The 25,064-nt window shown below is 67.9% G+C and carries 14 protein-coding genes and 1 pseudogene; 9 read left to right on the top strand and 6 right to left on the bottom strand.

Going from position 1 to position 25,064, the window contains the following annotated elements:
* Positions 1-64 precede the first annotated feature (64 nt).
* Positions 65-823: a DNA-methyltransferase gene (locus E0D90_RS02480; protein ID WP_130796426.1), complete on the top strand. Its 759-nt coding sequence runs from the start codon at positions 65-67 to the stop codon at positions 821-823.
* Between the two features lie 104 nt (positions 824-927).
* Here E0D90_RS02480 and E0D90_RS02475 read toward each other — a convergent pair whose 3' ends face one another.
* Complete coding sequence (locus E0D90_RS02475) at positions 928-2,136, bottom strand: ISAs1 family transposase (RefSeq protein WP_227869940.1); 1,209 nt, start codon at positions 2,134-2,136, stop codon at positions 928-930.
* A gap of 399 nt (positions 2,137-2,535) precedes the next feature.
* Between E0D90_RS02475 and drmD the strand changes: the two genes are divergently transcribed.
* The 6 genes and pseudogenes from drmD to E0D90_RS02445 all read left to right on the top strand — a co-directional run.
* Positions 2,536-5,739: a DISARM system SNF2-like helicase DrmD gene (gene drmD / locus E0D90_RS02470; protein ID WP_130796425.1), complete on the top strand. Its 3,204-nt coding sequence runs from the start codon at positions 2,536-2,538 to the stop codon at positions 5,737-5,739.
* Positions 5,736-9,782: an Eco57I restriction-modification methylase domain-containing protein gene (locus tag E0D90_RS02465; protein ID WP_130796424.1), complete on the top strand. Its 4,047-nt coding sequence runs from the start codon at positions 5,736-5,738 to the stop codon at positions 9,780-9,782. Before drmD ends, E0D90_RS02465 begins: the two co-directional genes overlap by 4 nt.
* Before the next feature lie 116 nt (positions 9,783-9,898).
* The gene (gene drmA / locus E0D90_RS02460; protein WP_265415932.1) at positions 9,899-13,537 is read left to right on the top strand and encodes a DISARM system helicase DrmA; all 3,639 of its coding nucleotides are present in this window, start codon (positions 9,899-9,901) and stop codon (positions 13,535-13,537) included.
* Positions 13,534-15,567 carry a DUF1998 domain-containing protein gene (gene drmB / locus E0D90_RS02455; RefSeq protein ID WP_130796422.1) on the top strand — a complete coding sequence of 678 codons (2,034 nt, stop codon included), beginning with the start codon at positions 13,534-13,536 and terminating at the stop codon, positions 15,565-15,567. The genes drmA and drmB overlap by 4 nt, the downstream gene beginning before the upstream one ends.
* Positions 15,560-16,294, top strand: a complete 735-nt coding sequence (drmC, locus tag E0D90_RS02450) for a DISARM system phospholipase D-like protein DrmC (RefSeq protein ID WP_130796421.1) — start codon at positions 15,560-15,562, stop codon at positions 16,292-16,294. The genes drmB and drmC overlap by 8 nt, the downstream gene beginning before the upstream one ends.
* Before the next feature lie 21 nt (positions 16,295-16,315).
* A pseudogene (locus E0D90_RS02445) lies at positions 16,316-16,972 on the top strand (transposase); the annotation flags it as partial.
* A 799-nt stretch (positions 16,973-17,771) separates the two neighbouring features.
* Here E0D90_RS02445 and E0D90_RS02440 read toward each other — a convergent pair.
* The 3 genes from E0D90_RS02440 to E0D90_RS02430 form a co-directional block, all read right to left on the bottom strand.
* Entirely contained in the window at positions 17,772-18,488 is a 717-nt protein-coding gene (locus E0D90_RS02440) for a GIY-YIG nuclease family protein (protein WP_130796420.1), read from the bottom strand.
* A gap of 868 nt (positions 18,489-19,356) precedes the next feature.
* Entirely contained in the window at positions 19,357-19,950 is a 594-nt protein-coding gene (locus tag E0D90_RS02435) for an HAD domain-containing protein (RefSeq protein ID WP_157996798.1), read from the bottom strand.
* An 83-nt stretch (positions 19,951-20,033) separates the two neighbouring features.
* Complete coding sequence (locus E0D90_RS02430) at positions 20,034-21,629, bottom strand: alpha/beta hydrolase (protein ID WP_130796419.1); 1,596 nt, start codon at positions 21,627-21,629, stop codon at positions 20,034-20,036.
* 255 nt (positions 21,630-21,884) lie between these two features.
* Here E0D90_RS02430 and E0D90_RS02425 point away from each other — a divergent pair, with 255 nt between their 5' ends.
* Positions 21,885-22,661, top strand: coding sequence for a helix-turn-helix domain-containing protein (locus tag E0D90_RS02425; protein WP_130796418.1), 777 nt, complete (start codon positions 21,885-21,887; stop codon positions 22,659-22,661).
* A gap of 101 nt (positions 22,662-22,762) precedes the next feature.
* Positions 22,763-23,317, top strand: a complete 555-nt coding sequence (locus E0D90_RS02420) for a hypothetical protein (RefSeq protein WP_227869939.1) — start codon at positions 22,763-22,765, stop codon at positions 23,315-23,317.
* 28 nt (positions 23,318-23,345) lie between these two features.
* Here the strand turns inward: E0D90_RS02420 and E0D90_RS02415 are convergent, their stop codons facing one another.
* Both E0D90_RS02415 and E0D90_RS02410 read right to left on the bottom strand, forming a co-directional pair.
* Positions 23,346-24,158, bottom strand: coding sequence for a cyclase family protein (locus E0D90_RS02415; protein WP_130796417.1), 813 nt, complete (start codon positions 24,156-24,158; stop codon positions 23,346-23,348).
* A gap of 126 nt (positions 24,159-24,284) precedes the next feature.
* On the bottom strand, positions 24,285-25,016 hold the full coding sequence (locus tag E0D90_RS02410) for a PIG-L deacetylase family protein (RefSeq protein ID WP_130796416.1): 732 nt from the start codon (positions 25,014-25,016) through the stop codon (positions 24,285-24,287).
* Between the last annotated feature and the right edge of the window lie 48 nt (positions 25,017-25,064).

Genomic DNA, 25,064 nt, shown 5'->3' with positions numbered 1-25,064 from the left:
GCACTCGTCCTGCCGGTGGCTCGCTACGTCCATGGCGGGCAGCTCACGGAAAGGAAGAACCGCTTTGTCTTATGTCCTGCACCGTGGCGATGCGCTCACGATCCTCAAGTCCCTTCCCGAGGAGAGCATCGACTGCGTGATCACCGATCCGCCCTACAACTCCGGGGGCCGGACCAGCTCCGACCGCACCTCCCGGACCGCGAGGGCGAAGTACACCAGCGGCGACGCCGCCCACGACCTGGCCAACTTCCCCGGCGAGAACCGCGACCAGCGCTCCTACCGCGCCTGGCTCGCCGAGATCCTCACCGAGTCCTACCGCGCCGCCCGCGAACACGCCGTCGCCCTGGTGTTCAGCGACTGGCGCCAGTGCCCCACTACCAGCGACGCTCTTCAGATGGCCGGCTGGACCTGGCAGGGCAAGATCGCCTGGATCAAGCCCGCCTCACGCCCCCGCAAGGGCGGCTTCAAGCAGTCCACCGAGTACATCCTGTGGGGCGTCAAGGGCACCCTCGACAACACCCGCGACCTCTACCTCCCCGGCGACTTCAGCGCCTCCCAGCCCCGCAAGGACCGCGTCCACATCACCCAGAAGCCCGTCGAGGTCATGCAGCAGCTCGTCCAGGTCTGCCCCGAAGGCGGCACGGTACTCGACCCCTTCGCCGGCTCCGGATCTACCGGAGTCGCCGCCCTGCGCGAAGGCAGGCGCTTTGTCGGCATCGAGCTGTCCGACCACTACGCGGACGTCGCAGAACAGCGACTGTTGCAGACGGCGCAACAGGTGGGAAGCCAAGACGGCTACGACCTCGCTGGGCCTGAGAAGTGAGACCGGCCGCCCCGTCCCCCGCTCCCGAGCTCACAAAGGGTGGGTGGGGCGCCGTCCCCCGGCGCCCCACCCACCCTTCGGCACGCTACGAGGTCAGGGCTTGATCAAGTTCCGTAGGTGTCCGGATCGTTGGTGATGCCCAGGATGGGGAGTGCTCGTTGGGGCTCGTCGCGGATCGCTCGGGTGGTCTTGGCGATGTTGTCGGCTCCGAGGGTTTTCAGCACGCCGATGGCGAGGTTGCGGAGGGCGGCCATGGCCCGTGGTGCGGTCCCGGTGTGGACGGTGGAGGCGTCCTCGGCGAAGGTGACGTCCCTGATGTGGTGCGAGGAGTTCTCCACTCCCCAGTGCCCGCGGATCGCGGTGGCCAGGTCGGCGGGCCCGGCCTGGTGGGCGTCGAGGCTGGTGACGGCGTAGACGCTCTCACGGGTCTCGCGCTTGCCGGTGGGCTTGCGGCGGCGGTGGACGCGGATGGCCAGGCGGGCGTGGGGGAAGGCGATGCCGCCGAGTTCGTCCGCGATCCCGCAGGTTTTGATCGAGCGGGACTCGCGGCGTCCGTGCCCCGTCCCGGAGGTGGTGTGCTGGACTGCGATGGACGGCCAGGGCAGGGCGGCGAGTTGAGCGTGGGCGGTGGGCTGGTTGGTCTTGATCACGGCGATGTAGTGGGCCTTCTTGGTCTCGACCAGCCAGGAGATGTTCGCCTTGACCGAGTGCAGGGCGTCGAAGGTGACAACGGCGCCGGCCAGGTCCAGCGGCGCCAGGAGCGGTTGGAAGTGTGTGGTTTCGTTCGTCTTCGCGCCGACCTCCACCTGGGCGAGGGTCACGACAATGCCGTGCGTGACCGCGGAGAGCAGATGCCGGCGCGTCGCGGTGAGACGGGCTGATCCCTTGAGTGCTTTGCCGTCGACAGCGATCACGCTCGGCCGCCCGGACGCGGAGGGCGACGGCGCCTGGGCGGGCTCGGTGGCGGCACGGTGCCGGTCGGCCAGGTAGGCGCCCACTGCCCGGTCCAGGGCGTCACCGTCAACAGCGGCAAGCACACGGCCGATCGTGGCCGCCGCCGGAGAGCGCCGCCATCTGAGGAGGTGGCGGCGGATCCCGATCACTGTCAGGAGTGTGTTCGAGGCACGCTGGCCCCACTCGGCGAGTTCATCGATACTCCTTGCTCCCGAGACGACCGCGCAGGCACTCACCAGCAGGATCGCTATCAGCGAGTACCACCGGCCCCGCCGTGCGCGCGGGTCGGGCACCGAGTCGAAGTAGGGGCGCAGGTCGGCGATCCGGCTGGTGTCCAGCGGTCCCAGTTTCACCAGCACGGCAGAGATGGGAGAAGATACAGCGGCAGGCACGGGCCACCTCGTGATCATCGGGCTTAGACACCACAATGATCACGAAGCCCGTGCCTGCTCTGTTACGCACCCCAACCGGTCACACCCCGACCAGCCGCACGACCCCGGAACTTGCAACCGCCCTGACCGCAACCGCCACGGCCAAGACGCACCTCCACCCACCGGAAGCGCGACGTGATGTCGAACTCCTCCGCCCCGGCGGTGGCCGCAGAAAGATTCCCTGGGCAACAAGCCCAAGATCTGCAGCGGGCCGTGCTCGGGTTAGGGATACTGATCCTTCCGTGGCGCTCCCGGCCAGTCCGCAATGCATTGTGCCGAGATGGTCACGTTCCGGCAGAAATGGCATTGGTGAAGGAGCCTGCCCAGGTGGCGACCGCGACAGAGCATCCGCAGGGACCGGCGAGCAGCACCCCGAACACGGTGGCGATTCCTCCTGTCCCGGAGCCGGGCCAGGTCGTCAAGGTCCGGGGCTCCACCTGGGCTGTGTCCGACATCCAGAAGCAGGGCCTTCCCCGTAGCCCCGCCGACGAGGGCGTGCCGGGGCTTACGCATGTGGTCAGCCTGCAGTCGCTGGACGAGGACCGGCTCGGGCAGGAACTGACGGTGGTCTGGGAGCTGGAGGTCGGGCACACCGTCGCACCGAACCAGGGCCTCCCGGAGACTGTGCGGGCCGAGACGTTCGACGATCCGAACACGCTCGCCGCTTTCGTCGACGCGGTCCGCTGGGGTGCGGTCACCTCGGCGGACGCCAACAAGTATCAGGCCCCTTTCCGGAGCGGGGCCAACGTGGAGGCATACCAGCTGGTACCCCTGAGCCGGGCCCTGAAGTCGTCGCGTACGAACCTGCTGCTCGCGGACGACGTCGGCCTCGGCAAGACCATCGAGGCCGGCCTGGTCGTGCAGGAGCTGTTGCTGCGGCACCGTGCGCGGTCCGTGGTGATCGTCTGCCCGCCGAGCCTGTCGCTGAAGTGGCAGGACGAGATGCGGGAGAAGTTCGGCCTCGACTTCGTCATCGTCAACAGCGAACTCATGGCCAAGGTGCGGCGGAGCCACGGGCTGAACGCCAACCCGTTCCGGCTCTTCCCCCGCGTAATCGTGAGCATGGCGTGGCTGCCGTCGCTGCGCGCGCAGCGTCTGCTGCGCGACGTCCTGACCGATGTGCGCAGCTCGGCGACGGCCAGGCGGTACGCGTTCGACGTGCTGGTGGTCGACGAGGCACACCACGTGGCGCCGGCCAGCCCGACGACGGCACCGGGGCAGCGCGGCTACGCGGTGGACAGCAAGCGGACTACGGCGACGAAGAAGCTCGCGGAGGCATGTGAGCACCGGCTGTTCTTGAGCGCCACGCCGCACAACGGCTATTCGGAGTCGTTCACCGCCCTCCTGGAGATGATCGACGGCCGTCGGTTCACGCGCGGCGCGAGCATAGATGAGCAGGCGCTCAAGGAGGTGATGGTGAGGTGGCTGAAGACCGATCTGCCGGACAAGGGATTCAGGGCCCGGAAGCTGGGGACCCTCCCGTTCACGCCGTCTGAGGAGGAGCAGCGGCAGTTCGAGCGGCTGGAGCGCCTGCTGGCGGAAAGTGCCCGAGCGAACGGTAAGGGCTCGGGCGGCGACATCGTCGCGATACTGCTGAAGAAGCGTTTCCTGTCCAGCCCATGGTCGTTCGCCCGCACCCTTGAGCTTTACGAGGGTGCGGACGGCGGCGACCGGCAGCTTCGGGTGGACGACGAGGACGAGTACTACACGGAGGTGCTGGGCAGCGGTCAGTCGGACGAGGAGGAGGGCGCGGCCGAGCACCCCGAGTTCACCGCGCTGCGTCATTCCAAGGGCTCGGACCCCCTGGTGGCGGCCACCAGGAGCGAGATCACCTCGCTCATCGAGTGGGGGCGCCGCTATGAGCACAAGCCGGACTCCCGGCTGGAAGAACTGCTGAAGTTCCTCAACGCGGTCTGCCGTCCGGACGGCACCCACTGGTCCAACGAGCGGGTCGTGGTGTTCACGGAGTACGCGGCCACCCTCGAATGGATCGAACGCATCCTGCGGCAGCGTGGTTACGACGACGTGCTGGAGGTCATTCAGGGCTCGACCCCGACCGAGGAGCGGGAGAAGATCCGCGCCAGATTCACCGAGAGCCCGGACAAGCACCCGGTCCGCGTCCTCCTCGCCACTGACTCCGCGGGCGAGGGAATCGACCTGCAGACCCACTGCCATCGCCTCATCAACTTCGACATCCCCTTCAACCCATCCCGCCTGGAACAGCGCATCGGCCGGATCGACCGGTACGGGCAGACGAAGGACCCGAAGATCTTCCACTTCGTGCCGGTCTCCGGCTCCACGACGTACGAAGCGGACATGAAGTTCATGGGGATCATCGCGACCAAGGTCGGGCAGGCCACCGAAGATCTCGGCAAGGTCAACCAGGTCATCGACGTGGAGGTGCAGGAGCACTTCGCTCCCACCCGTAGGACGCGTAAGGCCCGGCCGACCGCGCCGGACGACGGCAACGAAGTGATCACGCGCGTGCTGGCCGGCGGGATGGAGCTGAACCGCCAGCTCACCCAGCTGTCGGAGAACTATGGCGAGCACAAGGCCGCCATGCATCTCACGCCCGCCAACGCCCGACGGGTCGTGGACACCGCGCTTGCCCTCACCGCTCAACCCCCGCTCATCGAGATCGGCGACGACCGCACCGATGCGCAGGTCTTCGAGATCCCAAACCTCGGCCGCTCCTGGCAGCCGGCGCTCCGTGGCCTGGACACCCGCCTGGAGCCAGGTGTGCCACGTCCCGTCACCTTCGACGACCAGGCGGCGCAGCATCGTACCGACCTCGTCCATATCCACCTCGGGCACGCCCTGATGCAGCGCGCCACCCGTACGCTGCGCTCCGCGCTGTTCAGCACGGAGTCCCCGGTCCATCGGGTCACCGCCGTCATCGCCCCCGAGCTGCCCGAGTCCTGTGTCGCCGCCGTCTCCCGGCTCGTCCTGGTCGGACGCGGCGGGCTGCGGCTGCACGAGGAGGTGTTCCTCACCGGCGTCCGGCTACGCGGCCAGACCCTTGCCGAGGCCAAAGTCGAGCAGGTCCTCGACGCAACCCTCGACTCCGAAGATCTCCTCCCGGCCGACGAGAAGGTCCGTGCCCACCTCGCCGAGCAGTGGAACGAAGACGGTGCCCGGCTGCGCACACGCCTGCTGACCGCGATGGATCGCAAGAGCGCCAGCCGCCAGGAGAAGGTCACCGAGGCGCTCACACAGCGCCGGGACTCCGACATCAAGCGCGCCCATGAGATCTTCGGCGCCTTCCGGCTCAACCTGCAAGAGTCCCGTGACCGCCTGGAGCAAGCCATCCGCGCCGAGGACGAGTTGCTGTTCACCGACGACCAGCAGAAGCAGCGGCGCCGGGACCTGCACCACATGAACGAGCGCCTGGACAGCCTGGACGACGAGGAGGCGCGCGAGATCGCGTCGATCCAGGAGCGCTACAGCGACATCAAGCCCTATGTGTCCGCCGCCGCGGTCGTATTCGCCCTCACCCCCGAAGACGCGGAGAACGGAATGGTCAAGGCATGAGCCGCCGCTACCCCCCGACCGCCGCCGAACTGCACCGCGCCTGGCTCGAACTCGTCGACGCCGACGGCCCCTTCCTCGCCGTCCCCGCCCTGGAACGCGTCTACCCCCAGGGCATCCCCCAGCCCGACTCCCGGGCACTCAACGCCATCAAAGACGCCAAGCCCGCCTTCGAGAAGGCGTGGGAGAACTGGGACGAGCACCCGGACGACGAAGCCGCCCTCGACCTGTACCGCGAAGCCCGCGACACCTGGGTCGACCTCGTCCTGCGCCAGGGCCTGCGCTGGGGCTCCTCCTACACCGTGCCCGCCCCGGCCGCCGCCGAGATCCGCTCACCCGACTACACCGTCACCGAGCGCGCCAGCGGAGCCCTCGTCCATGGCGACACCACCGGGGCCCTCGTCTTGGTCATCGACCCCGTCGACTCCCTGCGCGACCCGCTCACCGACGGCTGGTCAGCCAGCCCCATCGACCGCATGGAAGAGCTGCTACGCGCCTCCACCGTCCCCATCGGCGTCGTCACCGACGGCCGCTGGTGGGCCATCGTCAGCGCCCGCCCGCAGACCATGGTCGCCTCCGGCATCGTGGACGCCCAGACCTGGATCGAAGAACCCCAGACCCGCAACGCCTTCATCGAACTCCTCCAGCGCCGCCGCCTGGTCGGCGGCAAGCAACAGGACCGGCTGACGGAACTCTTCGGCGAGTCCGTCACCGCCGCCGAAAAAATCACCGAAGCGCTCGGCACCCAGGTCCGCCGCGCCGTCGAACTCATCGTCCAGGCCCTGTCCGAAGGCGCCCTGGACGCACAGCGACGAGGCGAGCCCGACCCACTGCCAGCGGAAAGGAGCGAGGTCTACGAAGCTGCCGTCACCGTCATGATGCGCGTAGTCTTCCTCCTCTTCGCCGAAGAACGCGGGCTGCTGCCCCAGAGCCGCCTCTTCGCCATGGGATACGGCATCAGCGACGAACTCGACCTCCTCGACGCCCGCGAGAAGGAGGAGGGCGAACAGTCCCTCGACGCCACCTTCCTGACCTGGCACCGGATGCTCGCCACCTCACAGGCTCTGTACCGGGGCGCGAGCTTCGAGGACCTGCGTCTGCCCGAGTACGGCGGCTCCCTCTTCGACCCAGCACGCTACCCCTTCCTCACCACCTGCAACTCCCAGAACACCCTGGCTATCACGGTCAGCGACCGCGTCATGCTCGAAGTCCTGCGTGCCGTCCAGATCGCCCAACTGCCCGGCGAAGCACGACGGATCTCCTTCCGCGACATCGACGTCGAACAGATCGGCTACATCTACGAGGGCCTGCTCGGCTACTCCTGCGAACCCGCCGAAGAGATCACCGTCGGCCTCACCGGCAGCGCGGGCTCCGAACCCGAGATCCCCCTCGCCACCCTCGAACAACTCCGCCAGGCCAAGCACACCGAGACCGCGCTGGCCGACGCGATCCTCGCCTGGGTCAAACAGCACCAGCCAGCCGCGAAGCCGTCCAGCAAGGCCGCCCTCACCAAGGCGCTGAAGGCCGGCGACACCCTCGACGACACCGAAACCGCCCTGCGCGACGTCACCGACGACCCCGAACTGCGCGACCGGCTCCGACCGTTCATCGGCATCATCCGCCGCGACCTGCGCAACCAGCCACTGGTGGTCGAGCCCGGCGGCGTTCTGCTGGTGGAGACCCCCTCGCGCGCCTCGGCGGGCGCGCACTACACGCCCCGCTCGCTGGCCGAGGAGGTCGTCCGGTACGCGCTGGAGCCTCTGGTCTTCTCGCCCGGACCGCACCAGACCGCGGACCAGGACGCGTGGCGGCTCATCGAAGCCGACCAGATCCTCGATCTGCGTATCGCCGACATCGCCTGCGGCTCGGGCGCCTTCCTCGTCGCCGCGGCACGCTACCTCGCCGACCGGCTCGTCGAAGCCTGGCAACGCGATGACGCAGCGTACGGGAGGTCGCCGCACGACCTTCGCGTCCATGCGATAAGGACCGTCGTCGCGACCTGCCTGTACGGCGCCGACATCAACGGCATGGCCGTGGAAATGTGCAAGCTGTCGCTGTGGCTGGTCTCCCTGGACCCGAAGCTTCCGTTCTCCTTCGTTGATGACAAGGTGCTGCACGGCAACTCCCTGCTCGGCCTGACCGACGCCGACCAGCTGCGCCGCCTCCACATCGACCCCGCCGCGGCCCGCGACCAGCTCAGCCTCTTCGCCCTCAACGTGGACGACATCCTGGACCAGGCCGCCCGCCTGCGTCGCCAGCTCGCCACCGAGGTCGATGACAGCGACCCGCAGCGGTCCGCCGCCTCCAAGCGGCGGCAATTCCGCCGGTACCAGGAGCTGACCGCACAGCTCTCCGACGTCGCGGACGGGGTGATCGCGACGGGGCTGCGGTGGGGCGGGAAGCCGGGGAAGCAGCTGAAGGCAGCGTATGAGGATCTGCGCATCGCGGTGGAAAAGGCATACCCGGTTGGGGGCGGGGAGGCTGACCGGGTGATGCTTGACGGCATCAAAGAGGCCGGGCTCACACCGACGGTGACGACGGACTACAAGCGGTGGAAGCCGTTGCACTGGATCCTGGCGGTGCCGGATGTGATGGAGCGTGGTGGGTTCGACGCGGTCATTGGGAACCCGCCATTCCTGGGTAGTCAGAAGCTCACCGGTTCGGTAGGAACCAACATCCGCGACTGGTTCGTTAACGTACTGGCGGATAACAAGAAGGGGCTCGCAGATCTTGTAGCATATTTCTTCCTCCGCGCCCACGAGCTGCTCACACGCCATGGTGGGCTCGGCCTAATCGCAACGAATACGGTTGCTCAGGGCGACACCCGCCAGATCGGCCTCGACCAGCTGGCGTCGAAAGGATTTACGATCACTCGCGCGATCCAGAGCCGGTCATGGCCTGCGGCAAGTGCCAACCTGGAGTACGCGGCAGTATGGGGAAGCCGAACTAAGATCAACTCGGCGGTGCCGCGGATCGTCGCCGAGACCGAAGGCGACATTGAGGTTAAGCGGGTCTCAACCCTGCTGGAACCGGGCGGCCGGGTGGCAGGTGACCCGACTCAACTTGCGGAGAATGCAGGAATTGCATTCATTGGCTGCTACGTACTGGGCATGGGCTTCGTATTGGATCCCGACGAGGCTGCGGCATGGATCGAGGCAGATCCACGAAACGCCGATGTTCTCTTCCCGTACATTAATGGGGAGGACCTAAATTCCCGCCCTGACAACTCACCCTCACGATGGGTTATTGACTTCAATGATCGCTCGGAACGTCAGGCGCAGGAATACGCGCTGCCCTATCAACGCGTATTTGATACCGTGAAGCCGGAGAGAGCCAAGAAGGCGAAAGCGGTTAGAGAGGCACCATGGTGGTGCTTCTTGCGAAGCCGACCCGCTATGCGGGAGGCGATCGCCACTGCTGGCTTGGACGAAGTGTTGGTCATCGCACGGGTCAGCAAGACTGTAATGCCTCTTCGCGTGTCAACACGACAGGTCTTCCACGAGAAGCTGGTTGTCTTCGCCAAGGGAGCATTCACGGACCTGGCCGTCTTGTCGAGTAGTCCACATCAGCTGTGGTCGATCAAATACGGCACCACCATGCGGATCGACCCGACGTACACGCCATCGACTATCTTTGAAACCTTTCCGCGCCTGGGAGGAAACCAACAGCTGGCCGAGATCGGCGAGCTACTCGACACCGACCGCCGCGAGATCATGCTCCGCCGCGACCTTGGCCTTACCAAGCTCTACAACCTAGTCAACGACCCTGCCATCACCGACGCCCCTGACCCCGATGTCGCCCGCCTCCGCCAGATCCACGTCGAGCTCGACCACGCCGTCATGGCTGCCTACGGCTGGGATGACGTCCCGCTGGAGCACGGCTTCCACACCTACCGGCAGATGCAGCGCTGGACGGTGAGCCCTGCCGCCCGGGTGGAGATCCTCGATCGGCTCCTCGAAGAGAACCACCGGCGCGCCGCCCTGCAGGGCGATGTCAGTGCCCCCGGCGACAATGAGGCGACCGAGGAAGAGGAGGGCGACGAGTGACCACCCCCCGGCGCGACGGAGCCAGGTCCGCAACGACGCCCAACGCTCCCCAGGCACCGGCCTACCGCCTCGCCCTCGAACCCGATGGCCGGTCCTGGACCGCCCGGGAGAACCTGGTGGACATCCTGGAGCGTGAGCTCCTCGGCCCGGCCAACGGTCCGGACGAGATCCTCGACGGCGTTCCAGACTCGGCGTACCTGATCGGCCGGATCGCGCCCGTGCGCCTCACTGGCGGCCAGGATGACCCCGGCGAGGCTGGATCGGACGACGCCGCGACCGACGTGGGCGACGCTGTGGACGCCGCCGAGAGCCGGGGCGTGCCGCTCACCGCGGTGGACGACAGCAGCGCGAGCTCGGACGAGGACGAGGTCGAGGACCAGCCGCAGAAGCGTGGGCTGATGATCCCGGCGTCGATGGGGTTGCGATTCCAGATCCCTGACGATCTGGACGAGTTCACGGTGACCGCCTCGTGGGGAACGTACGAGCCGGTGAAGGAGAAGCGGGGCGAGGGTACCGAAGTGGGCGAGGGAGCGGCGTCCGCTCTGGCTCTCCGCCGTTTCCAGCGCACCCCGCACGCCATCCCGAAGGCGATCAAGGTTGCCGACCTGAAGCCGTCCCGTACGACCGAGATCGTACTCAAGGACAAGGTCCTGCTTCGGATGGATCGTTACGACGACTCCGAGCGTGGCTGCCGACTGATCGAAGTGGCGTTGTGCAATGACCGGGAGACGCCTCGCAAGATCCCCGTCGAGGCGTGGCTGTACCAGACCAAGCTGGTGGTGTCGGCCGGTGGCACTGAGGCGTTCCTGCCGGTCAATGACGTGCTCCTGGACACGCGTGAGGAGCCGGACGACGAGCTGCGGCGGCTGCGGCTTCAGTACCGTAACCGTCTGGAGTTCGCCCATGGCCGGACCTGCTCGGTGGACTGGGAGGTAGCCAAGGGAGCGCGCAAGGCCAGTGAGGTCTGGACGACATGGCTGCCGGTGAGTGAGACGCCGCAGACGGCCGCCGAGGAGATCAGGGCGGCCCTGCTGGACATGCGCAAGCTCCAGGAGGTGTCGCCCGACGAACTGCGTACGGGTCTTGAGCCAATCGTCGCTGGCTACACGGCCTGGCTGAACGGCGAGGAGCAGCGGGCCAAGGCACTCCCCGAGCATCTGCGGTCCGAGGGTCTGGACGCAGTCACCGAGGCGCGCCGGGTGCAACGCCAGCTTGAGGAGGGTCTGGAGCATCTCCTAGGGGACGAGGAGGCGTTGCGCTGCTTCCGGTTCATGAACCGGGTGATGGCCGATCAGCGTGTGCAGTCCCAGGTCGCGGAGCGGCGGGCGAGTCGGCCGGAGGAGAGCATCGACGAGGCTCGCGAGGCGATTCTCGAGGACAAGAAGGATCGGGCGCATTCCTGGCGTACTTTCCAGCTCGCCTTTGTGCTCATGCAGTTGCCGTTGCTGTCCGACCCGGCGGCCGAGAAGCGCTCGGGGGATCTGGCCAAGGCGCAGCTGCTGTTCTTCCCGACCGGTGGTGGCAAGACGGAAGCGTATCTGGGTCTGGCCGCCTACACGTTTGCGATCCGTCGCCGCCAAGGCATCGTGGATGCCTTCGACGGTCCGCTGGACGGGCAGGCCGGGGTCGCCGTCCTCATGCGGTACACGCTGCGCCTGCTCACCGCCCAGCAGTTCCAGCGCGCCACCGCCTTGGTGTGCGCGGCGGAGCTGGCGCGGCGCGATGACGTGGCGACGTGGGGGGATGAGCCGTTCCGGATCGGGCTGTGGGTCGGCACCGATGTGAGCCCGAAGCGGTACGACGAGGCCGCCGAGCAGTTGCAGAAAGCCCACGGGGGCCGTGGCCATCGGCTGACGGTGCTGCAGATCCAGCGCTGCCCGTGGTGCGGGACGCGGGTCGAAGCGCGCGATGTGCGGACGGAGCCCGCGCTACGCCGGGTGTATGTGTACTGCGGGGATGAGCTGGCCGACTGCCCGTTCGCCGACGGCGGTGCGGTCCCGGACGGCCTGCCGGTGCTCACGGTGGACGAGGAGATCTACCGGCTCGCGCCGGCATTCGTCATCGCCACCGTGGACAAGTTCGCCCGCCTGGCGCGGGAGGGCGAGGCGGCCTCGCTGTTCGGGCATGTCTCGCGGCGCTGCGACCGGCACGGCTTCGTGCATCCCGACTATCAGCAGTGCGACATCAAGGATGGCAGCAGGCATCCCAAGAAGGACGGCTGGCCGGCGGCCTCCGTTCACCGTGCCACGCGGCTGCGGCCCCCGGACCTGGTCATCCAGGACGAGTTGCACCTGATCACCGGGGCACTCGGCACGACGGTGGGCCTGTTCGAGGTGGCCATCGACGTGATGACCGACTGGCGGACGAAGGACGGGCGCCCGGTGCGTCCGCTGCTTGTCGCCTCCACGGCCACCGCCCGCAACGCGTCGGACCAGGTGCGTGCGCTGTACGGGCGCGACGTCACCATCTTCCCGCCGCAGGTCCTGGACGCCGGGAACACCTACTTCTCCAAGGAGATCCCAGTCTCGGAGAAGAACCCGGGACGCCGGTACGTCGGGATCAGCACGACCGGGGTGCGCTTGACCACGGCGGAGATCCGGGTCGCCGAGGTGCTCCTGGCCGGCGGGCAACTGCTTCTCGACCGCTCCGGCCGCGTGGCCGACCCATACCTGAGCCTGGTCGGCTACTTCAGCGCCACCCGTGAACTCGCGGGCATGGCGCGATACATGAGCGACGATATCCAGACCGCGCTCGCCAAGGGCCGCCCCTGGTCGAAGCTTCCCCGCCGCACCGGCACCGACTACGGTTCGCTGCACGTCGCCGAGCTGACCTCGCGCGTGGCCAGCGCGGAGATCACCGCGACCTTGGACCAGATGGCGACGGCGTTCGACCCGGTCTTCGACTCCACCGCGGGCAAGGGCAACCGGCGCGCGCTGCGGGAGGCGAAAAGGCCCGAGCCCACGCGTGAGGCCAATCCGTACGACGTGGTCCTGGCCACCTCCATGCTCCAGGTGGGCGTGGACGTGCCCCGCCTCGGCCTGATGCTCGTCGTCGGACAACCGAAGAACACCGCCGAGTACATTCAGGCGTCCTCCCGTGTCGGCCGGACCGCGGACCGTCCCGGTCTGGTGGTCGCGCTCGGGAACTGGGCGCGGCCCAGGGACCTCTCCCACTTCGAGCAGTTCCGCCACTACCACGAGACCTTCTACGCCCAGGTGGAAGCCCTGTCGGTGACCCCGTTCTCGGTGACCTCCCTGGAGCGCGGCCTGGACGGCGTGCTGGTCAGCGCCGCCCGTGTCCTGCAGGCCGCAAAGGCGAGCCACGGGCAAGGGCTGTCCCCGGAGGGTGGGGCAGCCCATATCGAGGCCGAGCAGCACTTCGCCAGTGAGCTCCTTGATGCCCTCGTGCGCCGGATCGCGCGGGCCGGTGACGAGGACGCGGCCAACCGCGCCCGCCTGCGGCTGGAGAATCGGCTCGACCAGTGGGGCAAGCGACGCAAGAGCCTCATGGAGGACCGCAAGTCGCTGGTGTACGAGAGGGTTCTGGACGACGGTCGGCACGACGCGCTGATGATGAGCGCGGAGAACGCCAAGGCGGGCAGCGACACCCGCGACGCTCCGCCGTTCATCGTGGCGAACTCGATGCGCGAGGTGCAGCCGGAGATCAACCTCCTGGTGAGCCCGATCAAGGAACGGCTGGTGTACCGCGCACCCGACCATGCCCCTCAGTGGAAGATGCCGGAGGACCACTCGTGAGTGACGAGACGCGCTTCGTCTACGACGTCGCCCGCGCCGTCGACCCGCTGGGCGATCTGGACCAGGAGGCAGAAAAGGCGACCAAGCACAACCGCGCCAAGGTCGGCTCGGCTCGCCCCTCCTCCCTGCTGTACACCTACGGTCCCGGCGCGATCATGGACCTGCCGCAGTTCACGATCATGCCCACTGGCCTGGACGACTGGGACCGCATCTGGACGCGCCGCGACTCAGCGCCCCCGCAGATCCATGCCCCGCGCCTCCGTGATGTGGTCCGAATGATGTTGCGTTCCCCCGACGTGCAGTTGCGGCCGTATCCCTGGCAACCGAAGAAGCACAGCCGGTCCGCCGAAGGCAACGACCTCGGAGTGCCCTCCCGGGTCTTCCCGCAATGGTTGCGGTGCACGGGTTGCGACATGCTCGGATTGCTCGCTCAGTTCGACTACCGCAACACGCACCCCTTCCGCACCGACCTGGCCGTCTTCGAGCACGCCAAGTGCACGGGCCGCTCGGGCGCCCGCATTCGCAAAGCGATGCGACGTACCGCGATCCCGGCTCGGTATCTGCTGGTCTGCGTCGACGGGCACTTGGACGAGTTCCCGTACGACCTGTGGGTGCACCACGGGCAGCCGTGCAGCAAAGCAGAACTGCCTGCCCTGAAGATGGCCGACCGGACCGCCGGCAAGGGCGCCTCGGCCGTCATCCGCTGCGCGTCCTGCGACATGAAGCGCCCCATGAACGAGGCCCAGGGCGAAGCAGGCAAGGACAAGCTGCCAAAGTGCCGTGGACGGCACCCGCATCTGGACGCCTTCGAGCCCAAGGGCTGCGGCAAGGACACCAAGCTGATGCTGGTAGGCGCCTCCAACCTGTGGTTCCCCGCCACCCAGTCGATCATCGTCATGCCGGAGTCCCAGGAGGAGGAGGCCAGCGACCTGGCCGACCGGATCCGCACCGCGCTAGACGACAAGCTTGCCAAGTACCGCGATAACCTCGACCTGATCAGAGACCTGCTCGGCATGGACGGCGGCGTCGACATCACCGGCCTGTCCGACCACGACCTGGAACACGTCCTGCAGGCTGCCTCCGCACCGACCGACACCCCCGAGGAACACGAAGAGAAGCTGCGCGACTGGGACCCAGTCGACCTTCTCGTTCCCGAATGGCGTTACCTGCTGCGCGACATCGTCGGCACGCGCGTCGAGGACCCCAAGAGCGGACTCACCCTAACCACCCGCGCCAGGGGCGACGCCCTGCAACCAGAGATCACCCGCGTACTCGCGGTCGAACGCCTCCGCAAAGTCAACGCCCTGGTCGGCTTCACCCGCATCGACGACATGGACCGAGTCGGCGACCTCCCGCGTCGCTTGGCCCCCCTGACTCGTACGTCGCGACCCGCCTGGACCGTGGCCACCGAGGACCGGGGCGAGGGCATCTTCCTCCAGCTCGACGAGAACGCCGTCGCCGCATGGGAGAAACACGTCCTGGACACCGACCTCTGGGAACTCCACCGCGCATCACACGAAAGAAACTTCAAACGCCGCTTCTCCGAGACCGCCGACCAGGTCCATCCCGACAGCCGCCTGAAGCCCCCACGCTACTGGCTCGTCCACACCTTCGCACACATCCTCATCCGCGAACTCGCCCTGACCTGTGGATACTCGGCCGCCAGCCTCAGCGAACGCCTCTACGCATGGCCCGCCGCCGAAGGCCGCGACCCAGCTGCCGGTCTCCTCATCTGCACCACCGCCTCGGACAGCGACGGCACCCTTGGCGGCCTCGTACAGCTCAGCGAGCCAGCGCGCCTCCAACAGGTCGTCCGCAGCGCGCTGCGCAAGGCCGCACGCTGCTCCTCAGACCCCATCTGTTCCAAGCGCACCCCGCAGAAGCCCGAGGACTTCCTGCACGGCGCCGCCTGCCACTGCTGCGTTATGGCCTCGGAGACCTCCTGCGAGCGCGCCAACCGCTTTCTCGACCGCCGGTTCCTCCTCGACCTACCCGGCAGCGACCTCGGCTTCTTCCAGCCCCATGAGTGACGCGGGCGCGCCACGGAAGCTCGGTCAGCTCCTGACCGGGACCGAGGCCAAAGGCATCGCGGACCGCCTGGCCGACGGCGACACCCTGACCGCCGCGCTCAAGGTCGTCGCGGTCGGCCACCGGGCAGAGATCCGGCGGCTGCTAGAGGCGGTGGGACGAGACGCCGGAGCGACGTACCAGCAGGTGTTGGTCTTGCGGGCGATCGAGGGGGCACGGGCACTGCCCACCGCGCTGTCACCGCTGTGGACCATGCCCGGACACCTCGCCCAGAGTGGTCCGCTCACCAGCTCGGTGACCCGCCTCGTGGACAGCGCACGGCACGCGATCACCTGCTCGACCTTCAACTTCCAACGCAGCTCGGCGCTCTGGACGTCGCTGCAGGAGGCCGCCCAGCGCGACGGCGTTGCCGTCCGCGTCTACATGGACACCCGAGCCGCCGACGGCAGCGAACAACGCTGGTCCCCGTCGACCTCAGAGGTGGCCGCACACTTGGCTCCGGCCGAGGTGTGGCGAACCAAGAAATTCGATGGCAGGTACGTTCGCAATCACGCCAAGTTCCTTGCCATCGATCACCACCTCCTACTGGTGACCAGCGCGAACTTCTCCCGGAGCGCAGAGCACAACAACGTCGAGTTCGGCGTCCTCATCGATAACCCGAACCTCACCGAAGCCGTCGAGCGCGAGCTACGAGCGGCAGAAGGCGCGATATACGAACAGCTCTCCTGACGGAACCCAGCTGAGTCCGGCTCCCGCCGCCTCGGCCTGGCCCTGAACACCGTCAAGCGCTACGCGCGCATGCCCGAGCCCAGCGGCCTGCGCATCGCACCGGCCTACCGACCCTCGCTCCTCGACCCCTATCGCGAACACCTGCACCGACGCCGTAACGAACAACCGGGCGTCCCCGTCCTTCACCTCTTCCACGAGATCAAGGAACTCGGCTACACCGGCAGCCTCAACAACCTGCACAAGTACCTCAACCAGGGCCGCGCCGAACGAGACCGCCCCGTGACCACGCCGCGCCGGGCCGCACGGCTCCTCCTGACCGCCCCGCAGAACCTACGGCCGAAACAGACCTCACTGCTGGAGAAGATCACCTCAGCATGCCCGGAGATGACCGAACTCTCCGACCTCGTGCGCGACTTCGCCACACTGCTGGCCCCGGCCGAGGGCAACGACCGCACACTCACCAAATGGATCAGTGCCGCCCGCGCCGCGGCCCTGCCTCACCTGCACAGCTTCGCCAACGGCATCGAACTCGACCGCGCCGCCGTGAACGCCGGCTTCACCCTGCCCTACCACAACGGCCGCACCGAAGGAGTAAACACCCGAACGAAACGGATCATGAGGCAGATGCACGGCCGCGCCGGATTCGACCTCCTCCGCCACCGCATACTCCTGCACTGACAGATACACAGCGTCACCACCGACTACGGGCCAGACCCGTTGATTAGACACTCCCCATAGGCGCTGGGAACGTCCCCTGTGGAGACTCCTGGCTACGGTGAGAGGAAGGATCACGGACCTCTTGCGGCGTGCCCGGCCGTCGGCCAGCGGAACCCCGCCGACCAGGTCCATCTGCCATATATGCATTCGATTCTCGTCGCCCGCTCCACGTCAAACCCCCAGGCCAGCGGCCCGGGGCTTGCTATCTAGACCGGTTCACGGGTCACGTGCCCGATGTATCGACCATCGTCACCGTGCCCGTTTCTCCCGCTCGGCCGCAGTCCGCCTGCGATCCTCGCGCACTCGGGTATCGACACCTGCCGCGACAAGTCGTCAGCCTCGTTCAGGTCACCCATCCTGCAAGCACGACGCAACGACCTGTCTTTGTCTCGAAGTTGGCCAAACAAACGACGGACGGTTATCGACAAGCGAAGTGAAGTCTATTTGATGAGAAACTCTCCTGCTCTCATCACTGCCAGATCGTCGCCGCAGGTCAGCAGCTTGAAAGTGAGAACTGGAAGGGTTTCTCATCAATAGGCTCTGGGCCGTCTGCGGGCCGTGCGAGACTGGCAACGGTGACAGATGACGGCAAGGGGTGACCGAGGCCCTACCCAGCTCACCTGTGTCGGCTAGGTGATCTACGACACTGGTGGGGTTACGCCTGCGCCCGAATGACAAACGTGCCGGTACATAGCCCGTGCCGCACTCGTCCTCAACCAGCAGCAAAAATCACTCTCACTGAGAAAAGGTAAATGCGTCGTCAACTGCTCCGAATTTGCCACGTTGCGTCGGACGCTCGCGCCGAGTAGGGGGCATCGCCATCCTTGTGATACCGCTCATCTAGCCAACCCCCTACCTCCCTGTCGATGAAATCGAAGCACATGATCAAAGTATAGCTGTCCAGCGCGACCAGACGGCGTGCATTTTCTTCCGGTTCAATAACGGGCTTGAATAGGCCGTCTTCGTGATAGCAAATAAAGTCCAAATCCATGCGCTCAATTGTAAAGTTGCTACACCTGAAATCTTCCTGCGTGGTCGTCTCCAAGGCGCAGAGTGTGGGTGTTTGCAGGTAGCTCAGACCCACGAGATCACTTCGCAACCAGCGGCGACAGCGAGCATCAAAGATCGGCAGGACGTCGATTCGTGTCACATCTTCGTCATCGACGAATGGTGAGAATCGTGCCGCCCTCTGGAGACCGTCAATGGCTTCTTTCGGGGTTATGCGAAAGAATTCCCTGCGTGCACTCTCTCTAGAGTTGGCAAATCTTTCGTGCAGCGACTTTTCTACGGCTGAGCAGTCGGCAACCAACTGCTCATAGGCAATCACGAATGGTGTTGGAATTCCGGTGTGATGGGACAGTTCGGCGGCGCGTCGCTTTGTCGTTCCTCTAGTCAACCCGATTTTCACGAGTCCTGGAAGTGAGGAATTGACCAGGATGTATACGTATCCCGCCTTGTTGGCTTCGTCTGCTGCCATGACGCGTTCTTAGCACGTCGCGCAGACATCGTCACAGTTGTGCAAGATCAAACGGGACTGAGACTGCGTGGCGCCTGGGCCGTCTCCGAGCCGTGCGAGGGTGGCCACGGCTGACAGACGTCGGGCATGGGGTAACCGAGGTTGCACCCCACTGAGCTGTGCGTTCGCGGATGATCTGCGACACTGGGTGCCCGGAGTGATCTCACATGAGGTCCAGCCCGCGGCCTCTGGCGCGTGCAATCGCAAGGCGCCAGATCGCAGCTCGTACTTGTCCGCACTCGCAAGATCCGGCAACGCCGTGATCGTGCGTGCCAGGCGTGGCGGGCCCCCAAGATCGGCAGGACAGCTCCTAGTCGCCCAGCCCGGGAGGTTGGAAAAGGCTAACTGTCTTGTTCGAGGCCGACAAGCCGGATTCGTGCTCGAGACGCAGACCGTCGTCTGACGCCGACGCCTCATGGGCGGCGGCCAGGGGAGCGCAAGGGGAGCGCGGACGCCGTTGGACGGTGCAGCATGAGAGGTGAGCAGCGGGACGACGGCATGAGCTCTGATCTGGGAAAACGGGATCTGGTGCATAGCAGGAGAACGGCCCGGCACGATCGCTTCCGTGCTCGTAATGCGTAGGTCAAGGGTTCGATTCCCTTAGGCGGCTCGTTGAAAAGGCCAGGTCAGACACTGTCTGACCTGGCCTTTCTCGCGCGCTTGGACAAGGGCGGGCTTCAGCGGGTCCGCGCACCACTCCCGTGAGCATGCCGGTACCTCCCCACGACCAGGACGGGGCCGGAGGTCGGAAGTCGGGTCGCCGTCGCCCGGCGTGGAAGGTGCGGATGAGACGGCGTCGCGAGTGGGTGGACCTGGTGCTCGGGCAGCTTCAGGCTGTGCTCTGCGGGTCGGCTGTCCCCCGAACCTGGTGCAACCAGTCGTTGAGCGCGATGTAGTCGGCGTCCGTGAGGCCGCGTCGTGGGTCGACACGGTGGAGGAGGGCTTGGCCCTGGTGGTGTGCGGAGACCCAGGCGCGATCGGTGTCCGTGATCTCGTCGTCGACCCAGACGAAGGGGTGCCTCGCTGCCCGGACGACGAGCGTGCGGGTCTTCCAGTGCAGTCCGGCCCGTTCGGCTCGCTCGTCCTCTTCCGAGGGCTCCGGCCATGCGACCACTGGCAGTCGCGGCAGGCCGATTCGTGGCGCGATGTACGTGTTCGCGTCGGCCGTCCATGTCGTGGCCCAGACCAGATCGCACGGTAGCGCGGCCAGTCGGGGGCCGTGGTCGGGATTGATCCTGGTGAGAAGTGGGTTGGAGTCGCTGCCCGGTGGTTCGGGACCCGTCTCGTACGTCGGGTGACCGTCGGGATACTCCGGCGGCGGTGGTCCGAACGGAATGAGTGGCCCGTCGACATCGAGATAGAGCACTGGACGCTGTGCGGCAGATCCGGTCACCGCTGCACGATAGTGGCGACGGTCGTTCATCTACTCCTTGCCCGTGAACCGGCTGGTGCCCCGACCGGGTAACTCGGTCACCCACCCGGGGTCACCACCGGGCCTCCAGCACGTCACAGCTGGCAGACGGCGTCGTCCTCCGGTGTCTTCAGGTCGATCAGGTAGGCGGAGGCGATCTCGTCGACGCACGCGTTGGTGCCGGTCGCGACGATCGTGTGCTGTTCGCCCTCGACGGTGAGCATGGTGCCGCCGAGCGCGTCGGCGAGGCTGGTGCCGCTCTCGTACGGGGTGCTGGGGTCGCCGGTGATGGAGACGGTCAGGGTCTGGGGCAGTCCTTCGACGCCGTCCGCGTACGGGTAGCCGAGCGTGGGCTCGGCGGGCCAGAACTCGCAGCCGTCACGGCTGCCGTCGCTCAGGTCGGTTCCGGGGTCCATGAAGGGCGCCGCGTCGAAGACGGCGGCGCGCAGGTCGGCGGCTTCGGCGGGCGTCTTGCGGTCCTCGTCCATGCAGTTGATGGCGAAGTTGGCCTCGGAGAAGTTGTTCCACCTGCCGTCGGCGGCGCGTCCGCCGAAGGAGTTGACCAGCGCTCGGAGTGTGTCGCCCCGGCCGTCGTTCTTGAGTTCGGCGATGCCCTGGATGACGGCCGGCCAGGCTTCCTCCGAGTAGAGGCCGACGACGACTCCGCCGGTGGCCGTGTCGAAGTCGAGTTCTCCGTCGTCGCCGGCGGGCACGGTCTCCTCCAGCAGCGGGCGGATCAGGTTCTGGAACTCCTCGGTGGCGCGGTCCGGTTCGGTGCCGAGCGGGCAGTCGGAGTCGGCGGCGCAGAACTCCGCCATCTGCTCGAAGGAACGTTGGAACGCACTGTAGGCGCCCACGCGGAGTCCGGCGGTGTCCTGTCGCGGGTCGACGGCGCCGTCGAGGACCATGGCGCGCACCCGGTCGGGGAACATCTCGGCGTAGACGGCACCGAGCCGGGTGCCGTAGCTCTGCCCGAGGTAGCTGAGGCCGTCGTCTCCGAGGAGGGCGCGCAGCATGTCCATGTCGCGGGCGACGTCGCGCGTGCCGAGGCTCGCCAGCGCCTCGTCGCCGCCGGTGCCCTCGGCGCAGCGCTCGGCGAGGCGGCGGGTGTCCTCCTCGGTCCACTCGACGACGGTGCCCAGGTACGACAGGGTGCTGTCGCCGCTTTCGGCCTCGGCGTCGGAGTAGCAGTCGACGGCCGGCACGGAGGCTCCGACTCCGCGCGGGTCGAAGCCCACGAGGTCGAAGCGTTCGGTCATCGGGCTCTCGGCGAGTGCCGGTCCGGTGACCGCGGCCTGGACGAGCCCGGAGCCGCCCGGTCCGCCTCCGTTGAGCACCAGCGAACCGATGGGCTCGCCTCGCGCCGGTACGCGCATCAGCGCGATCTGTGCCGTGTCGCCGTCGGGGAGTTCGTAGTCGAGCGGCACTTCCATCCGGGCACATTCGAACGATTCGTCGGAGGTGAGGATGGCCTCCTCGTCCCCGGTGGTGGCGTAGTCGGCACATCCCTCGAACGACAGCTCCTGGTCGTAGAAGCGCTGCAGCTCGGCCGGTATGTCGCTCTCGGCCCCGGCACGGTCCTGGCTCTCGCTGTCCGGGGAGGGCGACTCACCGCCGCAGGCCACGGTCAGCAGCAGGGGCACGGCCGCGATGAGGGCCAGCGCACGGGGACGGGTGGTACGGGTCGGCATGGTGCTCCTCGCTCCTCGGGGCGCGGCGCGCCCTGGTCCACGGTTCGTCGGCGGGCGACCAGGAGACACTCGGCCCCAGGGGCACACTCAACGACCCCCGCGTGTGGCATGGGTCACAGCCGCGGTGGTGGCCTTGACCATGCCCTTGGGGCACGGTCTGCAGTGGAGTCCGCACCGCACGGGCGCCCGGCGGCCACCCACGACGGCCGAACGCCCCGGCGCCCCCGTACGCCCTACCGTGACAAGGAGCCGACCGTGACGTGGAGCACGCGCGAGGTCGCCGAACTCGCGGGCACGACGCTCAAGGCCGTCCGGCACTACCACGAGGTCGGCCTGCTGGAGGAGCCGGAGCGGGCACCCAACGGGTACAAGCGCTACGGCGTCGATCACCTGGTCCGGCTGCTGCGGATCAAGCGGCTGGTGGACCTCGGTGTGCCGCTGTCCGGGATCGCCGCCATGGGGGACGCCGACGAGCATCCGGAGGAGGCGCTGCGCGTGCTGGACGCCGAGCTGGCCGCGAGCATCGAACGGCTGCAACGGGTCCGGGCCGAACTCGCGATGATCCTCCGCCATCGGGCGCCGACCGACCTGCCGCCGGGGTTCAGCCAGGTCGCCGGCGACCTGTCGGACGCCGACCGGTCGCTCATCCTGGTCTACTCGCGGCTGTTCGCCCCGGAACGGATGCGGGAGCTGCACGAGATGCTGCTGGACTTCCGCCGCGGCCCGGGCGACGCGGAGTTCGACGCTCTGCCGGCCGACGCGGACGAGGAGGCGCGCCAGCAGCTGGCGACGGTCCTGACGCCGTACATCCGGGCCCTGATGGCCCGGCACCCCTGGCTCGGGGATCCCGGGGCACACGCGCTGCGTGGCACGGCCTTCGCCGAGCGCGTCATCGGCAAGGCCATCGTCGATCTGTACAACCCCGCGCAGCTCGACGTCCTCTACCGCGTACACCTCGCGCTGGCCGCGGAATCCGGCTCGGACGACGCCAGGAGCGGGGACGGAAGCGGGGACGGGGAGGGGCCCGGCTGACGCGTCTCGACGCGGTTGCCCGGCCGCGCTCACGGGGTACCACCTCCAAGCGGGAGTGGCGCGGCGCGGAAGGCGCGGCACCGGGGAGAGGGGAGCGGGTCGTGTCCGAACCGGCGCTGCGTCTGGTGTCGTTGAAGGAATGGGCCGCAGAGGTGGGCTACAGCCACCGCTATGTGGTGCACGTGATGCCACGCCACTATCCGGGCTTCCCGGCGCCGGTGCGTCCGCGACGCGGGGTGACGGCCAAGGGCGGTGGCGGCGGCTCAGCGCTGTACGACCCGGCCGGGCTGGAACCGTTCCGTCCCCGGCGACCCAGCCCCGTCGAGTTGAGCGAGGAGGACCTGGACCGTGACGTCACGCTGGGGGGCTTCGCCCGGCTGATCGGGGTGGACGGCCGGAGCGTGTCGCAGATCAAGGACGACCGGCCGGACACCCTTCCGCCCACCGTCGACGGTCAACAGTGGTACCCGCGGGCTCTCTTCCACGCGCGTGACCTGCTGCTGATGTGGAACAGCCGTCCCGGCCAGGGGTCGGGGTCGGACAAGCGCCGGCCCCCGCTGCCGTGGACCACCCGGGACGACAGGGACGACATCGACGGCACGGGCGACACGGACCGCACGGACCGCACGGCCGACACGGACCGCACGGAGGCGTAGCGGGTCTGCGCGAGGACGCTCGCCCGCTTCAGTCGGCATCGGGCTGGTGCAGGGCGAACACCCGCGCCGGGAACCCCGAACCACCCTCCGGCTTGGGCCAGGTGGCGACGACGAGGGCGCCCGCCTCCGGGACGAGGTGGAGGTTGCCGAGCAGCTCGATCTGCCAGCGGTCGCGCCCCAGGATGTAGCGCTCCAGGCTGAGGTCTCCGGCGGAGGTGGCCGTTCCGGGGTCGGTGTCGGTCTGTTCGTGGCCGACGGCCGTGACGCCGGCCTCCTCGATGAGGTGGCGGAGCACCTCGCCCGACCAGCCGGGAGTGTGGGAGACACCGGCCGCGTCCCGGTTGGCCATGGCGACGGGGTCGGGCCAGCGCCGGCCCCAGCCGGTACGCAGCGCCACGAACGACCCGTGTGGCACACGGCCGTTCCGCGCCTCCCAGGTGGCGATGTCGTCGAGCGTCGGCACGGCGTCCGGGTCGTCGGCCACCCTCTCCGTGATGTCCAGCACCACCAGCGGGAGGATCATCTCCGTCACCGGGATGCGGTCCAGGGTGCGGGCACCGGGGACGAAGTGCGAGGGCGGGTCGACGTGCGTTCCCCACTGGCCGACCAGGCTGTACCGGTGCGTGGTGAACGGGTCGCCCTGGTCCATGTCGAAGGTGGCCGCGCGCTGTTCGTCGGGGAAGCCGGGGTAGTGGGGCTGTCCGGGGTGGAAGGCGTGGGTGAGGTCGGTGCGGACGGTGGTCGCGGCCAGTTCGCGGTAGGCGGTCCACAGTCGGGGCTCGGGACGGGCGCTGCTGCTGGTGCTTCTCGTGCTGCTACTGCTGGTGCTGGTGCTGTCCATGGCGTCGGCCCTGTTCCTGTCGTGTCTCGGCGTCGCGCGCGTGGGGTGGCGGTCGCAGTGGTCCACGGTGGCCGATTCCGCCGCCGGGAGCCCGGTGGCGCGCCGACAGGACTCGGGCGCCGAGCGCTACGGCGCCGTGGCCGGTTTCGGGGTCAGGGACCAGACTCGTTCGGTGGTCAGGGGCCCGGAGGTGGCGAGGAACGGGCCGTGGTCCAGGGCTACCGGGGCCAGCTGTGATCCGTAGCAGAGCACGGCTTCACGCTTGCGGGACCAGTCGGCGCCGGTGACGTGCAGCCGGTGGAGCGGCGCGATGTCGAAGCGGCCCTGGACCTCCTGGAAGGCGGTGCCCCACTTCTCGCTGCGGGCGAGCGCCGCTTCGGCGTCGGTGGTGGCCCACTCCGGGAGGTGGCCGGTGTAGGGGAGGTCGGCGTAGAGGAGGGTGGTCAGGGACGGAAGGTCGGCGAGGTCGGCGAGGGCGCGTTCGCGGACGGCTCGGTGGTCGGGCTGGTTGGTGCCGACCGGGACAAGCACCGTCGTGCCGCTGGGCAACGCTGCGAGGTACGCAGTCAGTTGGCCGAGCCGGGTGACGTCGGGGCCGTCGCCGTAGGGCCCGTCGGGGTGGGCCAGCGGCACGCGTGCGGCGCCGAGGAGCGCGCAGGCTCGGGTGTCCTCCGCGTCGCGCGCGGTGTGCGCCTCGGCCGGGTCGGCGAAGCCGCAGGCGGAGTCCCACCAGGACGCCGTCGCCTGCGGGGGTGGCGGTCCGCCGTACACGGTGACCACGGTGACCGGCCCGGGAAGCCGGGGCAGCAGCCCGGCCAGCGAGAGCACCGCGTCGTCGAAGTGCGGTGAGAGGACCACCGTTCCGGGCGTGGTGGGTTCGGGCGTCGCAGGTTCGGGGGTGGGGCG

This window comes from Streptomyces otsuchiensis, assembly GCF_004305975.1.
GTDB lineage: Bacteria > Actinomycetota > Actinomycetes > Streptomycetales > Streptomycetaceae > Streptomyces > Streptomyces otsuchiensis.
The sequence above is the reverse complement of the archived record's forward strand: the minus strand, read 5'-3'. Positions and strand labels throughout refer to the sequence as shown.